General features: G+C 69.5%; 9 protein-coding genes and 1 pseudogene. 7 read left to right on the top strand and 3 right to left on the bottom strand.

Translation table 11 applies throughout. From position 1 onward, the window contains the following. Positions 1-7: 7 nt before the first annotated feature. A complete protein-coding gene (locus POL72_RS14435; protein ID WP_272095800.1) occupies positions 8-865 on the bottom strand; it encodes a CvfB family protein in 858 nt (285 codons plus the stop codon). Between the two features lie 225 nt (positions 866-1090). Here POL72_RS14435 and POL72_RS14430 point away from each other — a divergent pair, with 225 nt between their 5' ends. Then, complete coding sequence (locus POL72_RS14430) at positions 1091-1879, top strand: penicillin-insensitive murein endopeptidase (protein WP_272095799.1); 789 nt, start codon at positions 1091-1093, stop codon at positions 1877-1879. A gap of 203 nt (positions 1880-2082) precedes the next feature. Then, the gene (locus POL72_RS14425) at positions 2083-3819 is read left to right on the top strand and encodes a hypothetical protein (RefSeq protein ID WP_272095798.1); all 1737 of its coding nucleotides are present in this window, start codon (positions 2083-2085) and stop codon (positions 3817-3819) included. Between the two features lie 112 nt (positions 3820-3931). On the opposite strand, the pseudogene POL72_RS14420 reads toward POL72_RS14425, so the two are convergent. After that, positions 3932-4759: pseudogene (locus POL72_RS14420) on the bottom strand (IS5 family transposase). A gap of 450 nt (positions 4760-5209) precedes the next feature. Here POL72_RS14420 and POL72_RS14415 point away from each other — a divergent pair. The 3 genes from POL72_RS14415 to POL72_RS14405 all read left to right on the top strand — a co-directional run bounded on the left by POL72_RS14415 (position 5210) and on the right by POL72_RS14405 (position 12021). Continuing rightward, positions 5210-5992, top strand: a complete 783-nt coding sequence (locus POL72_RS14415) for a M12 family metallopeptidase (RefSeq protein WP_272095797.1) — start codon at positions 5210-5212, stop codon at positions 5990-5992. A gap of 103 nt (positions 5993-6095) precedes the next feature. Then, entirely contained in the window at positions 6096-8264 is a 2169-nt protein-coding gene (locus tag POL72_RS14410) for a caspase family protein (RefSeq protein WP_272095796.1), read from the top strand. A gap of 58 nt (positions 8265-8322) precedes the next feature. After that, positions 8323-12021 (top strand): caspase family protein, encoded by a 3699-nt coding sequence (locus POL72_RS14405; protein ID WP_272095795.1) that lies wholly within the window; start codon positions 8323-8325, stop codon positions 12019-12021. A gap of 148 nt (positions 12022-12169) precedes the next feature. Here the strand turns inward: POL72_RS14405 and POL72_RS14400 are convergent, their stop codons facing one another. Then, the gene (locus POL72_RS14400; protein WP_272095793.1) at positions 12170-13864 is read right to left on the bottom strand and encodes a GAF domain-containing protein; all 1695 of its coding nucleotides are present in this window, start codon (positions 13862-13864) and stop codon (positions 12170-12172) included. 194 nt (positions 13865-14058) lie between these two features. Here POL72_RS14400 and POL72_RS14395 point away from each other — a divergent pair, with 194 nt between their 5' ends. Continuing rightward, positions 14059-14781: an SAM-dependent methyltransferase gene (locus tag POL72_RS14395; RefSeq protein WP_272095792.1), complete on the top strand. Its 723-nt coding sequence runs from the start codon at positions 14059-14061 to the stop codon at positions 14779-14781. Positions 14782-15060: 279 nt separating this feature from the next. Next, on the top strand, positions 15061-15966 hold the full coding sequence (locus POL72_RS14390) for a hypothetical protein (protein ID WP_272095791.1): 906 nt from the start codon (positions 15061-15063) through the stop codon (positions 15964-15966). Positions 15967-16017: the final 51 nt, after the last annotated feature.

Raw genomic sequence — 16017 nt, 5'->3', positions numbered from 1 at the left:
GCCCGGCTCAGCGCGCGTTCTTGACGAGGAACCCCTCGCCGTCGATCGCCACGGCGCGCTCCTTCAGCAGGCGGCCGACGGCTCGCTTGAACGCCTTCTTGCTCAGGCCGAAGAGCGCCCGGATCTCCTCCGGACTCGAGCGATCGCCGACCCTCGGCGCGCCCGGGCGCGAGAGCCGCGCGAGGATCCCCTGGGCGTCGTTCTCGACCTCCTCGTGCGCGTGACCGCGGAGCGAGAGCTCGATCCTCCCGTCGGGCAGCACGCTCGCCACGCGGAACCGCGCCGCCTGGCCGCGGGAGAGCGCGTGCGGCTCGTCGGCGGGGAGCAGGCCGACGAACCTGCGCTCGACGATGACGAAGAGGCCGATCCCCGGCTCGTTGCGCCACGCCTCGCCCTCGACCCACTCGTCGAGATCGAACTCGCCCTCGTCGCGCAGCATCTCGCTCACGCGCATCGTCCCCGCGAGGCGCCCGGTCCTGTCCACGAGCAGCCCCACCGGGTGCCGCTCGCCGACCCGCGGGTCGCGGGTCTGCTCCGCGCGGGGGATGAGCAGCTCCTTGGGCAAGCCCCAGTCGACGAAGGCGCCGAAGGGCGCGACGTCGGTGACCGCCAGAAAGGCGACCTCGCCAAGCGTGACCTTCGGCCGGCGCGTCGTGGCGATGGGGCGATCCTCCGAGTCGAGGTACACGAAGACCTCGAGCGCGTCTCCCTCCCTGGCGCCCTCGGGCACCTCGCTGCGCGGCAAGAGGAGCACCGGCGCGTCCGGGCGAAGGTCGTCCGGATCGGCCGAGAGGAAGGCGCCCGGCGGGCCGAACCGCCGCACCGGCAGGGTCACCACGCGCCCGAGGAGATGATCGTACGGCATCGGCGCGCAGTCTTGCACAGGGCCAGGGCGCGCGGTCGGTCGGTCGCGTCTCTTTTTGACGCGATGACCTCCCGATCCCACAAATGAAGTCGAAGCTGCCTGAAAGATGCCAATGGTGAGCTGCCAAGGCGCCAGGGACGCCAAGGGCGGCATGTCCTCTCGGCGGCCTTGATGGTTCATTTCTCGCTTGAACGACGCGAGCGATCTTCTAAGAAGGCGAACGGGGTGAAGCTCTTCCAGGTCCTTCGGGGCGCGCCGCCCGCTGTGGCTCCGCGCGCGACGAGCGCGTCTCGTCGGGCGTGGAAGCGACTCGCGGTCGCCGCCGGTCTCCTGCTCGTCGCGCCCGTCGTCGTGGCGCACGGCCGCGTATGGCTCGACGGCGCGGTGCCGTCCGAGAGCGTCGGCGGTTCGGCGCGCGGCCGGCTGCTGCACGGGCATCCGATCCGCCCCTCGGGGCCCGGCTACGTGACCTACTCCTACCTGGGCGCCAGCCTCGGGCGCCAGTACGTGCACGGCGCCGTTCGCGGCGCGCTGGAGGAGGCGTTCGCCGCGTGCGCGGCCGCCAGGCCAGGGCGGCGCTTCGTCGTCGGGGAGACGGGCCACCGCGATGGCGGTCGGTTCTGGCCGCACCGCACGCACCAGAACGGGCTCAGCGTCGATATCTTCGTCCCGCTGCGCGACGGCGCGGGGCGGCCCGCGGACGTGTCGACCTATCCCTGGAACAAGCTCGGTTATGGCCTCGAGTTCGACGCGCAGGGCCGGTGGGGCGAGCTGATGATCGATTTCGACGATCTCGCGCGGCTCCTGTCGGCGCTGGACGAGAAGGCCAGGCCAAGGAAGCTCCGGATCCAGCGGATCTTCCTCGCGCCTGAGTACGTGCCGCTGCTGCTCGCGAGCCCCGCGGGCCGCAAGCTGGGCTCCCTCGCAGGGGCGATCCCACTCGGCCCGGTGTGGTGGCGACACGACGAGCACGTGCACATCGATTTTGCGTTCGCGGCCGGCGGCCCGCTCTGAGCGAAGTCCTCGACGGGTGATGGCGCCGGAGCCGCTCGCGCTGCTCCTTTTGCCGGCCCCCAGCCACGACCGAGTCAGGCCCGTCGCTTCCCTCCACGCACGAGGCCGGCGGCTTGACGAGCCGGTTCCATGACGTTACCGCTGGGAAGGCCCGCGAGCGGCGCGGGTCGCGCGTCGCGCATCGGGGAGGCGTGGAGCCCGCCATGGACGACAGCTCCGGATACCGCATGTACGTGTTCCGCAGCGGCCGCCGCGACGTCCCGGGGCGGCGGCTCGTCGACGAGCTCGCGGTCGACCTCCAGGCGATCGCCGGCCCCGGAGGCGCGGAGCGCCCTCGCGACGTCGTGCTCCGCGCCTTGATCCGCGCTGGCGAGCTCGAGTCCATCCTCACCGACGCGGGCGCGGAGGGCGCCTCGGCGCTGGCGCAGCTCACCGACGATCTCGCCGCCGCGCTGATCGGCGGTGACGACGCGGGCGCGCTCGCGATCGCGGACGGCCCGACGTCTGACCATGGACAGCCAGACGTCTGGCCACGACCCGCCAGACGTCTGGCCACGCCCGAAGCCCTCATGGCCGTCGAGGTCCCGGCGACCGTCTCGACCTCGCCGCCCGAGGGGTTCTCGTTCTACGCGCTCCACCCGCTCGATTCCGCCCGGCTGGCCGAGCGGCTCGCGTCCCCGCCGGCGCCGGTCCGGGTCGTCGGCATCCGCAGCATCGGCACGACCCTGAGCGCGGTGACGGCCGCGGCGCTTCGCCGGCAGAGGATCCGGGCCGGGCGCATGACCGTGCGCCCATCAGGTCACCCCTATGACCGCCGCGTCGAGCTCGATGCCGGGCAGCTCCGCTGGGTCGAGGACGGCATCGCCGAGGGAGCGCGGTTCTGGGTCGTCGACGAGGGGCCGGGCCTCAGCGGCTCCTCGTTCCTCGCCGCCGGCGACTCCCTCGTTCGCGCGGGCGTCCCGCGCGCGAGCATCGTTTTCCTCGGCTCCCGCGCGCCCGACCCCGACGCGCTCGTCGCGCCGGACGGCGCCCGCCGCTGGCGGTCCTTCCGCTCGGAGCGCGCCGAGGGCGGGGCGCAGCTCCCCGGAGACGCGGGCGAGCCCATCGGCGCCGGGGCGTGGCGCCGCCGCTGCTACGAGGACGAATCGCGCTGGCCGCCCTCGTGGACATCCATGGAGCGACTCAAATACCTTTCCCGGGACGAACGCCGGATCCTCAAGTTCGAAGGGATGGGCCGCTACGGGGCCGAGTGTCTGGAGCGGGCTCACGGCGTCTTCCAGGCCGGCTTTGGGCTGGAGCCGCGCGACGAGGGCCAGGGATTCTTCTCGTATCCATGGCTCCCTGGCCGGCCGCTCCAGGCCGATGAGCTGTCCGCCGCGGAGCTCGAGCGCCTGGCCGATTACTGCGCCTTTCGCGCCTCGGCCTTCCCCGTGCCGAGCCCTGCGGCCGACGAGCTCATCGCGATGGCACGCACCAATTTCTCGCTGGAGATGCGGAGGGAGCTCCCTGGTGAGCTCCACCCGGAGCTCGCGCGTCCGGTGATCGTCGATGGCAGGATGGATCCCCACGAGTGGCGCAGGTCCGCCTCGGGCGAGCTGGTCAAGGTGGACGCCTGCGGGCACGGCGACGATCACTTCCTCCCTGGCCCCGCGGACATCGCCTGGGATCTCGCCGGCGCCATCGTCGAGTGGCGGATGCCGCGAGGCGCCCGGCGCGCCTTCCTGGCGCGGTACCGGCGCCGCTCCGGCGATGATCCCGAGCGGCGCCTGCCGGCGTATCTCCTCGCCTACACGCTCCTGCGTCTGGGTCACGCGGCGATGGCGGCTGCGTCGCTTGCGGACGAGGGCGAGGCGCTGCGCCTCTCCGCGGCGCGACACCGCTATCGCGCGGCCCTGATAGAGGGCCTCCGCCCCGCGGCCGCCTCGCGGGCGCTCGGCTAGCATTGCGTGCCGGAAATCGCGCCAGGAATTCTGCGACGGCGAGGCGGGCGCGGATGACATCTCAATGAAATTCATTCTGTTCTGAGCGATTCACCGCCGAGCGGCTAAGAGCCTATCCCAGTAGGCCGGCTGCACGCCAGGTGATGACCCCGCAGGCGAGGTGCAGAAGGGCGAGGTAGGTGTCCGCACGCTTCGACCACCGGATGAGGATTCCCCGAAAGCGGTTCATCCAGCTATGGGAACGCTCGACGACCCATCGGCGGGCTCTGCGGCCTGCCTCCTTCTTGATCTCGCGCGCCTCCTCACCGCGCGGGCGGATGTGTGCCGTGAACCCGAACTCCTTCAGCAGCGCCGGTACTTCAGCGTAATCGTACCCTTTGTCCAGACACATGCCCTGCGGCTTGCGCCCGCTGGGATGCGGGCGTTCGACCGGGATGCTCTCGATGGTCTCGCGCGCCATCTTGAAGTCGTTGCGATTGGCTCCGGCCACGGCGACGCCCACGGGGACGCCCGACGCCTCTGTCAGCAAGCTGCGCTTGGCGCCCCTCTTGGCGCGATCGGTGGGGTTGGGCCCGGTTTTTTTCCCCGCCGAGCGGGGCCTTGCTCATCGCCCCGTCCATCGCCAACCAGCTCCAGTCGATGCCGATGAACTCATCGTACGCCAGCAGCCCGCGGCGCCAGAACTCCCGAAACGCGCCCGCCTCGATCCACTCGATGAATCGTCGATGCGCTGAGGAATGGCTGCAGATACCGGTCGCATCGAGCGCCCCCCATTGGCAGCCCGTCCGGAGGACGAAGAAGATGGCGTCCATGGCCACGCGATCGGGCACGCGCGGGTTATGGCAACCGAGCGGGTGCGCCTTGCGCGGCGGCAGTAGGGTTCCATCTCTGTCCAGATGGCGTCGGGCAACCTCCAGCCATCATCCTTGAACTGCTTCATCTGCCGCGGCTGCCGCGTCACGTGCCAATGTCAAGACGTCTGGCCAGGACCTCCGCATGTTCCTGAACATAGTCTCCCAAGATCCCAGGTGCTCCCTACTGGGATAGGTTCTAACGCGTCGCCGGTAGCCGTCGCGTCGCCCACCGCGGACGGGCCGGCGTCGACATCGACCGCGCCCGTCGCGCGGTTGCGCAGCGGGCCGTTCGCGAGCTCGATCGTGATCGACGACGGAGAATGCATCTCCTCCCACATTCTCCGCGATGCCTTCCTGCTTGGCGGATAGCCGCCGCTCTCTCTCGAAGTCACCTTTGCGCATTGACAGGCTCTCCGGGAGTGGAGCGCGGCACCGAAGAGAGCCGACGCGCGACGGTGAGCACCGGGGAGCTGTGCTTTGCGGTCGGCTCGCCTTAAGAAAGGAGCGTTCCAGCAGGGTCGTATCGGAGGGTCGCCATGAAAAACTCGTTCGCAAGTCAGGTCCCGGTCTGCATTCCCAAGCTTCCGCCGCCGGAAAAATGGAAGGAGCTGGCCGTGCAGGCGAAGGCCGTTCGCCCGGACAACCTGCCGCCGGGCTTCAATATCGAGGACATCGATCCCACCGAGCACGGCAGGCTTGCTCTCGTCATCAGGCTACGGTGGCCGAAGACGGGGGTGAGGCTCAGCGTCGGCTTCCTCGACAATCCGGAGCCCGCGCTGCGGCGCAAAATCCTCGCGTACGCGAACATGTGGAACAGGACTGGAAATATCCAATTCGTCGAGACGCGGTCCTACGCGGCGAGCGCGGACGTCCGCCTCGCGCGTGGCGAAGGGGGCTACTGGTCGTGGCTCGGCATCGACATCCTCAACCACCCGGGTCAGCAGACGATGAACCTCCAAGGGTTCACGCTGAACACTCCGGATTCCGAGTTCGAACGCGTCGTTCCACACGAGTTCGGCCACACATTGGGGTTCCCGCACGAGCACCTCCGCGCGCAGATCGTCGAGCGCCTCGATTTCGAGAGGACGATCGCCTACTTCATGCGGACCCAGGGCTGGAGCCGAGAAGACGTGATTTTCCAGGTGCTGACGCCGCTCGAGGAGAGCTCGATCTTCGGCACGGCCAGGCCCGATGAGGAATCGATCATGGCCTACCAGATCCCCGGCGAGTGCACGAAGAGCGGGAGACCGATCCTCGGCGGAGTGACGATCAGCGACAGCGACTACGCCTTCGTCGCGCGCGAATATCCGAAGCCCTAGCGCTGAGCCGAGCCGAGCGCTGGTGCCGCAGGCGTCCGCCGCGCGCGCGTCCGTCGCGCGCGGCGGATCGACGCTCGGTAGTCCCCGACTGTGAAGGTTCGCCATGAAAACCAGGAAGACCAAGCCAGCTGCTCCTCGCGCTTCCAGGGCGATGAGGCAGCCCGAGATTCCGCTCTCCCCGCGCGCGGAGCGCGCTGCGGCGAGCCTCCACGTGGTGCTGATCGGTATCGACGTTTACTCCGGCGAAGTTCCCCAGCTCCTCGGCTGCGTCAATGACATCGACGAGATCCAGGAGTTGCTGCTGAATCGGCTGGGCGTGCCGGCGAGCCGGATAAAGCGGTTCGCCGCCCCCCTGCGCGGCGGCCCGCCGCGGCCGACGACGGTGCCGACGCAGGCGCCGACCCAGGCGAACCTGATCGCGGCGCTCACCGCGCTCGGGGATGAGGTGCAGCCGGGCGACCGGGTGTTCATCTATCACTCCGGTCACGGCACGCGCATCGAGGTGATCGATCCGAGGGACAACAGTCGCTATTATCGCGAGGCGCTGCTGGCGACGGACAGCAATTTGGCGTATACGGAGAGGCTCCTCTTCGATTGGGAGCTGAACAGGCTGCTCGGGAGGATCGCGGAGCGAACGCCGGCCGTGACGGTGGTGCTCGATTGTTGCTTCTCCGCGGGGGCGACGCGGGAGGTGCCGGAGAAGGGGGTACGCCCGCGGTTCGTCGAGTCGCCGCGGCCGTTCGTCCTTCCGCCCGAGGTCGCGCCGCCCCCGGCGACGGGGGAGCGAGGTGCCGCGAGGAGGCTGGGCGTCGGCGCGGGCGACTTCATGGTGGTAGCGGCCTGCCTCGACGACGAGCTGGCCCGCGAGTGGGACGGCAGCGGCGGTGAGCCTCCCGCGCCGGGCCGGCAGCAAAAGACGCATGGCCTGCTCACGCGCGCGCTCGTGGATCAGCTGAGCGCGCTCGAGGACACCACGCTGTCGGAGCTGCGCTGGGGCCAGATCTGGCGCACGGTGGTCGCCAAGGTGGAGGCGATGAACGCGAATCAGCACCCGTGGCTCTCGAGCTCCCCGGTGAGACGGGTGTTCGGCGGGCCGCCGGAGGAGGGAGACATCGGCTATTCCGTGACCTTCGATGCGGCGAGCGCGACCTATCGACTCAACGCGGGATCCCTGGTGGGCGTCACCGAAGGCGCGGTCGTGGCGCTCTATCCGGAGCTAGGGACGCCAGGCGCGACGGCGGTGTTTCCGCCGGTCGGCACGCCAGAGGATGTGAGAGAGCGAATCGGCCTCGTTCGCGTGATTTCGACCGCCCCCGCGACGTCGTCTGCGAAGGCCGATCCTGCGATGCCCCCGCCTTCGCCGCCGCCGAGCGCGCTCATGCGCGGTCGATTGATCCGGCCCGGCGAGGCAGCGAAGCTCGTCGTGGCGCTCGCGCCGCACGACGAGGCGATGGCGAACCGGCTCGCCGCCTCGCCGTTCCTGAAGATCGCGCAGGCGGGGGACAAGGGCCAGATCACGGTGGTGCAGCGCTCGGACAAGTCCTGGGCAATCACCGACGACATCTACGGGACCGGGGAGGAGCCGGGGCCGCCCCTGCCGACGCTGCCCTTCCTGGCGAACACCGCGCCGCCGGCCGACGCCAAGGACATCGCGGTCGCTCTGGTGGAGCACTATTACCTCTACGCCGCGCCCCTGCGAATCGCGCGCAACTGCGCCGATCTAGAGCATTGCCTCCAGATGACGCTCCTCGATTGCAACAAGCAGATCGGAGTGCTGCCGCCGGAGCTGGCCCAGAACCCGCCGTTGCCAGCGCTGCAGCCAGACAGGCGCCCCAATTACGAGGTGAAGGCGGGCCGCTTCGACACGGTGAACGACAGGTGGATCACGCTCGGAGACTGCTACTGTATCCAGATCGAGAATACCTCGGACATCGACCTGTGGGTCACGCTCATCAATTGCGACGGCGAGGGGCGCGTGAGCATCTACGCGAGCCGCTACCTCATCGCAAGGAAGAGCCGCGCGACCTTCTGGTCTTCCTCCGGCGTCCTCGGGGATCCGATGTGCGCGACGCTCGCGGCGGGCCAATCGCTCGGGGTGGATCGCTTCGTGGCAATCGCGACGACGAACAACACAGCGTCGCTCGATTACCTCAGGCGTGATACGTCCTTCGCCGAGATAGCGAGCGGAGTCGGGGAAAGGGGCGAGCACGCGCGCGGCGCATCGGAGCGCTGGACCGCGGACATCGTGGTGGTGCGAATGACGGCGAAATAGAGCGGCTTCGGGTCGATGGCGGGGGGCGGTGACGAGTGGCCACGGGAGAGAGGAACTCATGATATCCCGGCATGATCTGTATGGCCTCCAGTGCGGCACTCTCCATGTGTTCGTTGATTTGCCGGAACGTTCGGTCCGTGATGCATTCGTCGACGAGGCCATCCGCGAGATGGAAGAGGCACGGAAAAAGGGGGAAAAAAGACTCCTGACCGAGCGCTTCCTCCGGGAGGAGCTGCAGCGCAAAATCGAGCGATTGACGGCGCATCTCGCCACGGTAATCGATCTGGCCGCGCGAATGAAGGCCGCGCGCGATGGCGGCGACGCGCGCGAGGAGGACCGGCTGTTTCGTGCCATCGTGATCGCGAAATGGTTGGGTGGCGCGCTCATCAAAGTGCTGCTTGGTGGCCCAACGGCGGGGATGTCGCGCGTGGCGCTGGTGGGCGGCAAGAAGCTAGAGCTGGTGGCGCAGACGGGACACAGCGGCGTGATTCGCCTGATCTCTTTCAGCGCCGACGGCTCGCGGCTGATCACCGCAGCTGGCGACGGGCGCGCCATCTCATGGGCCGCGGCGACGGGTGACGAGCTCTACACCTTCTGGCTTGATTCCGCGAAGATGGGCGATCCGGCCGGCGTGGCCCTGTCGCCTGACGGAAGGCAAATGGTCGTCGTGGGCGGCGAAGGGGCGGCGATCCGTTATCCGCTGCTGGATGAGATGAAGTGGCTATCTCTGCACGCTCCGTTCAAGCTGCGCAAGGTGCGATTCGCTGCGTTCTCGTCGGACGGTGCGAGGCTCGTCACGTCGGGCGCGGAGACGATCGTGTGGGCCGTCAAGGAGGGGAGGGTCGAGGCAGCGCGCCGGTTCGGCGAGCGGAGCGACGCGACGGCGACCGTGGCGGCGTTCTCGCCGCGCGGCGATCTCGTGCTCACGGAGGGGCCCAATCACGACGCTATTCTCTGGAATGCAAGGACGGGGGCCCAGCTCCAGGCACTTTCAGGGCATGCGGCGCCGGTGCAGGCCGCCGCCTTCTCTGCTGACGGCGATCGCGTTGCCACGCTCGACACGGCGGGTGTCGTGATCGTGTGGGACGCGCACACCGCGGGTCGGCTCCTCGAATTGGCGATCTCGAGCGCGCCGACCTCGATCGCGCTCTCGACCGACGGACGGTTGCTCTTGACGGTGTCGCCCGGAGCGGCGGTGCAGCTGTGGGAGCTCGACGCCCGGCCGCCCGCGCCGCGCGCTGCGGTCGCGCAGGCGCTCGCCATGATCGGTGGATCGATCCAGGCGGCGGATCTGTCGCCTTCGGCGCTGTTGACGTTGCTGGTGGTTGGCATGGCAGACGGCTCGCTTCACGCCATAGATTGGGTAAACGGTGACGTGGTGTGGTCGGTCAAGGCGATGCGGCTCGCGTCGACCTGGATTGAATTCGCCGCTGATGGGCGCCGCTTCACAGTGGCGCGCGAGGACGGGATGGCGCACGTGTGGGACGCCGGAACCGGCGGGCTCGCCGAGGTGCGCCCCGCGCCGGCGCCGACGCCCTCGCTGGAACTCGAAGCCATCCTTCCTGGCCAGGTGATTCGCAGTGCGCAGAGCGGCGAGGAGATTGGCTATTACGAGCCCGAGAGCATACGGAATAATCCTCTGGTCCGCGTGGAGCGGTTGGGCTCGGTGGGGCGCTGGCTGCTCACGCACCGGGACGGCCAAGTGAACGTGCTTGACGAGAAGCAGCTCCCCGGACAATGGCTGCTCACCGCCGAGTGCCAGTGGGGCGCGATGATCGCGCACGCGACCACGACGGCGCTCTCACCGGACGGGCGCTTCGTGCTCGGCGGTACGGCGAGCGGCACCGTGGAGCTGTGGAGGGTCGGCGTCGCAGCGCGGCTGTGCACGCTGCTCTCGCTGGCCGACAGGAGATGGGCGGTCGCTGACGACGAGGGTCGCTACGACACGTCGCAAGATGGTGAGGCGGCGGGGCTCCATTGGCTGCTCGATCTGGAGCCGCTCGCGCTCTCGCAGCTCAAGCTGCGTTATTACGATCCGGCGCTGCTCGCCAAGAAAATGCAGCTCCGCGCGGAGCCGGTGCGCGCTGTGACGCAGCTCGCGCCAAAGCTGTTTCCGTCGGTGAGGACGACCATCCTGGAGAGGGGGCCGAGGAGGCCGACGGTGCACGTGGAGCTGGGTGGTCAGGGCAGCGGAGCCCGAACGATCCTGGGGGGCGAAGAGAAGGGGCCGACGCTGTACGTGGAGCTGCGCGACCAGGGTGGCGGATTCGGAACGATACAGATCGCCATCAACGGCAAAGAGGCGCTCGTCGGCCGCCTCGCACAGGACGAGTCTGGTCGGCCGTTCCTGGCGGCGGAAGGGCGCCGTCAGGAGTTCTGGGTCGACGCGCTCCGTGACGAGGCGACGGGTGCCATTCGCGAGATTTCGTTCGAGTTCTCGCTCGCCGGCCACCCCTACCTGCACCAAGGCGACGCCAGCAATCGAGTCACGGTCGTGGCGATGGACGCTGACGACGTGCTGGCGAGCCGCGGCAGCGAATCGCGCTTCGCGGCGGCCGGTACGCCGGGGCGCGCGCCGCCCATGCTGTGGGGCATCATCGTCGGCATCTCGCGGTACCAGGGCCCCAGTCTCCGCTTGGCCTACGCTGGTAAGGACGCCGCGGACTTCGGGAAGGCGCTGCGGTTCGTCGCCGAGCCGTTGTTCGGGGACCGCGTGAAGGTCAACGTGCTGAGCACGGATTCCGGCGACACCGCGGAGTGGCCGACGCGCGCGAACATAGAGGCCGCCTTCAGGTGGGCCGAAGGCGCGAAGTCGGAGGACGTCCTGGTGGTGTATCTGTCGGGCCATGGCGTGCAGGTCAATGAGGGGAAGGACGACGAGTTCTATTATCTGACCCAGGACGCGGTGGAGCGGGCGTACGCCGATCCCGTGGTCTGGCGCGCCAGCGCGCTCTCTAGCCAGGAATTGACAAAGTGGATCAAGCGCGTGCCGGCGCTCAAGCAGGTGGTGCTGCTCGACACCTGCCACGCCGGGCGGTTCCTCAAGGATCTGACGGAGGAGCGCGAGGTGCCGTCGAGCTACCAGCGCGTGCTCGAGCGGATGAGAGACCGAACCGGGCTGTGGCTGCTCGCGGGGGCGGCGGCCGACGCGGTGAGCTACGAGGCGAGCCGTTATGCGCAGGGGTTGCTCACCTACGCGCTGCTGTCCGGCATGCGCGGAGCGGCGCTGCACGGGGGCAACCTCATCGGCGTCGGCGAGCTCTACAACTACGTCGTGGATCAGGTGCCGCTCCTGGCCAAGGGGATCGGCGGCGTACAGCGCCCGTTGCTGGCGGTGCCCGCGGGAGGGTCCAGCTTCGTCATCGGAGCGGTCGACGCGGCGCGGCCCGGGAGCTTCCGTCTCGCCGTCCCTCTGCCGCTCGTCGAGCGCAGCTCGTTCCAGGATGAAGAGGAAATGGACGACGGGCTCGCGCTCGGCATGAACGTCGATGAGGCGCTACGCAGCCTGGCGGAAGCGCAGCCCCCGCCGTTCGTGTTCGTCGATGCCACCGGGGTGCCGGATTCGCTCCGTCCGGCGGGGCGTTACCGCCGTGCGGCTGACGGCTCGATCCGCGTGACGGTGCGCTTGTTCCACGACCACCAGCGCGCGCTCGACAGCGTGGTGGAAGGGCGCGCCGACGCCGTGGACGCGCTCGCTCGCCGCATCGCGGCGATGATGGCGGAGAGCATCCGCCAGGCGCGCGGTCCGATTGCCTGAGGTCTAGCAAAGGCGGGCAAGTCGCGGCGAAGCGCCTCGCGGGCGACCCAGGTCGAGATCGCGGTATCCGCGCTCGATCCCTGGCAACGAAACACGCTCAGCGTCCACGTGATCCGCGTTGTGGAGGCCTCCTCCTCTCGCGAGCGCTTCACCGGACCTTGCGGAGCCTGGCTCCGCCGGCGCCGGGCGGCGCCGCCGCCGCGGCCTGGAGCGGGCGGATCTCCAGGCCCCGCCGCCGCAGGGCGTGGGCGATGCCCGCCTGGAGATCGCCGCGGGTGGTCACGCCGCTCAGGTCCACGCCGAGCTGCACGATGGTCTGCGCGACGGTGGGCGCGATGCCGACGAGCACGACCTCGGCGCCGAGCAGCGCCGCCGCGCGGACGGCCCGGAGAAGATGGTCGGCGACGCCCGTGTCCACCATCGGGACGCCGGTGACGTCGATGAGGACGACCGAGGCCTGCTCGCGCTCGATCGCGGAGAGCAGCGAGCCCATGATCTGCGCGCTCCGGTTCGAGTCGACGGTGCCCACGAGCGGCAGCACAAGGATCCCGTCGTGGACCGGGATGACGGGCGTCGAGAGCTCGCGCACGACCTCGAGCAGCCGCGCCTGGCGGTCGTAGGCTTGCTCGATCTGCGCGAGCTGCTCGGTCCGCTCCCGGTCCCTCCGCGCCCGGAGGATCGCGGCGGCGAGCTGGTTCCCGAACGCGGCGATGAGCGCGACCTCGTCCTCGGTGATGCGCTCGTCCGAGCTGCCGACGCCCAGCACCCCGAGCGCCTCTCCGCCCGCGCGGAGGGGCACGTACACCCCGGTCCGCAGGCCGGCGTTCGTGGCGGCCTCACCCCAGGCTTCGGCCTCGCGGCGCTCGTGGAGATCGTGGCGCACCACCGGATGGCCCTGATGAAACGCCGCGACCGCCGCGCTCCGAGGGTTGTCCAGCGGGTGCACGATGGAGAGATCAACTCCGAAGTTCCTGCCGAGCCCGGCGCGGGAGGCGAGCACGCCGCGCTCGGGGTCCACGAGCCCGATCCAGCTGATCACGTAGCCGACCTCGTTCACCAGGAGCTCTGCCGTCCTGTCGAGCAGCGGCGCCTCCTCGGAGATCACGGCGACGGCGTCGCCGGCGCGGTAGAGCGCCTCCACCAGCCGGACCTTCTCGTCGATCTGCTTGCGGCTCCGGATGCCGAGCAGCGTCACGGCCGAGAGCTGGGCGACGAGCGTCAAGAGCTGCCGCTCCTCCGGCGAGTACACGTGAGGCGCGCCGTAGTTGGCCGACAGGGAGCCGAGGAGCCGGTCGCCGTGCATGAGCGGGAACAGCGCCATCGAGCGAATGCCCATCTTGTCGACCATGAGGCGCCGCGTCGTCTCGTGGAGACGCGGGTCGGTGGCGCAGTCCTCGTACAGGATCGGGTCGCCCGCGGCGATCTTCTCCAGGCCGGGGTAGGCCGAGCGCTGCAGGCGCGTGCCGGCCGGGACGGGCGGCGCGCCGCCGCGCTTCCAGACGCCCACGATCTCCAGGACGCTGTTCGCGTCGTCGCAGAACCTGCTGAGGTAGAAGGCGTCGTGGCCCAGGCAGGACAGGCTCTCGACGGCCGCCGCGAACAGGGACGCCTCGTCGGTCGCGCACGTGATCGCGCGGGTCGCCGCGATCATGGCGGGCACGAGATCGAGCGGCGCCGGCGTCCCGCCGACCTTACGCGGCCCGTCGCTCGCCGGCTGTCCGTGCTGGTGTCCGTCCGGCCCTGACGTGATCGTGGGCGCTTGCCGGGACGCCAGCGGCGCAGGGATTTCATCGCGTGTCCCGTCGCGCGCCGCGGGCGATCGGCGGTCGTCTGAGTCCGTCATCCGTCCATGCTACGGCTGGTTCGCGCCAGGTGGAACCTGACGCATCCATCGCCCTACGGCGCCTGCACCCGCGGCGGTCGCGACAGAAAGCCCCGCCGGTCGGATCGAAATCGCCGCCATGTCGAGGCTGCACGACGGGTGATACGCCTCTGCTGAAGGCGGTCCGGGCGACCGTCCGCCGAGGAGAAGGCGTGATGAAGACGGACGAGCACGAGAAACACGCAGTTGGCTTCGGGCGCGAGCGAGCATTGAGCTACGACGACCAGGTGCGCCGCTTCTGGGCGGGTTATGGCGTCATGCAGCAGGTCATCGCCGAGGTGATGGTCGCCGCGCTCCCCGACGAGGAGGCCGCGTCGCTGCTGATCGTCGGCGTCGGGACCGGGAGCGAGCTGAAGCCTTTCGCGCGTTATGCGGGGGCCGGCGTTCGTTTCACGGGCGTCGATCCCTCGCCGGAGATGCTCGCCGTCGCGAGAGAGAAGCTCGCGGCGGAAGGCCTCCTCGAGCGGACGAGCCTGCATGCCTGCGAGCTGCGCGATCTCGCGCGTGGGCCCTTGTTCGACGGCGCCCAGATGATCGGCGTCCTGCACCACGTCCCGGGCGATGAGGCGCGCATCGAGCTCTTGCGGGAGATCGCAGGGCGCCTGAAGCCGGGGGCGCCCTTCGTGATCGGCTGTCGGACTGGAGACGATCCGCTGCTGAGGGCCGTCGAGGACCGGCGGGCCCTCGCGGAGGGGCGGCCGCCCGAGGCGGCGGAGCAACGACGGAAGGCCATGGCGTCGTTGAAGATGCCGGCCTCGGACGCCGAGGTCTTCGCGCTCCTGGCCCAGGCAGGCTTCATTGCGCCTCGCCTGATCTTCTGCGAGCTGCAAATCAAGACCTGGGTGACGCGCTACGAGCCATCCACGCTCGGCGCGTGACGCGGCGACACGCGGGGCCGCGGCTCCGCCCGATGTTGCTCCTCGTCAACCTGGCGGAGCTCGACGCGACGGTACGGGAGAAGCGTGGCGGAACGCCGCAGTGAGGCACGCGCGCGGTTCGCGCGTGGAAGGGAACGACAGGCGATGAGGTGCGCTCATCGGGCGCAAGCGCGTTCACGCAAGCTCCTTCCGCTCGTTTCTCTCGACGAACGCTCAGCCCGCACGCCTGGATCGCGCTTTGCAGTTACGTAAGACATGCCGCAAGACATGCCGCAAGACATGCTGCAAGACGTACATCGACACGCCGCGTTCATCGTGGGAGTCGTGGGGTTCTCGCTGACGCTCGGCTGCGCCGGCGAGCCTGGAACAGCCGAGGCGATCGAGGAGAGCGCCGATGCATTTTCAACGGCGCCCGGGGAGCCGAACCACGAGGAGATCACCAGCGCCGCGCTGTCGTTCCTGAAGCCTGCGGTGATCAGCGCTCTGAAGATCGGCAATGTGTCGACGGACGCCGAGTTCCACTTCAGCAATGCTGCCCACTTCGATGACTGCAACTTCAGCGGAGGAGCCGCCTTCATCGCCGAGAAGCAAGCCGAGGCGGTGGCGGCGCTGGGCCCGGGCATCGCGCAGCTGGACGGCGATGCGCTGGCATTGCTGGCGTTTTCCCGTTCGCTTCACGCGGTGCAGGACTTCTACGCACACACGAACTGGGTCGAGCTCGGCGGCGACGTCCTCGTGGACCAGTCGCTCACGGCGTTCCCCGCGCTCACGCCGTACTCCGCCGTGCCTTCGACGGGCTTCATCGTCGTGCAGGGCAAGAAGCCGAGGGAGACGGCGGTGACTCGCGACGACGATGCGCCGTACCCGGAGTACGCGATCGTGACCTTCCGCCAGCGGCGGACGACCGCCTACGGCCTTGTCTCGGGCACGGTCGACTACGAGCCAGGCGACCACTGTCCGCCCCCGGTGGCGATGACCCACGACGAGCTCAGCAAGGACAAGACCTCCTTGACCGATCGCGTCGAGCAGCACCTCGCGGCGAAGGCGCTCGCGATCCAGCAGACGCGCCATGAGTGGTGCCGGCTCAATCAGCTCGCTCACGACGCGTGGGGCGACGCCGGGACCGCGCGCCTCGCGGCGTGGGTGGCCGACCCGAGCTCGGCGCCCGACTGCACCACCGAATGAGGCGGAGGCGTTCTGGCGCGCTTCGTCAGCGAGGCGCGCCGGGTCGAGAGG

This window comes from Sorangium aterium (assembly GCF_028368935.1).
Taxonomy (GTDB): domain Bacteria; phylum Myxococcota_A; class Polyangia; order Polyangiales; family Polyangiaceae; genus Sorangium; species Sorangium atrum.
Note: the sequence above shows the minus strand (reverse complement) of the source record. Positions and strands in the feature narration are given on the sequence as shown.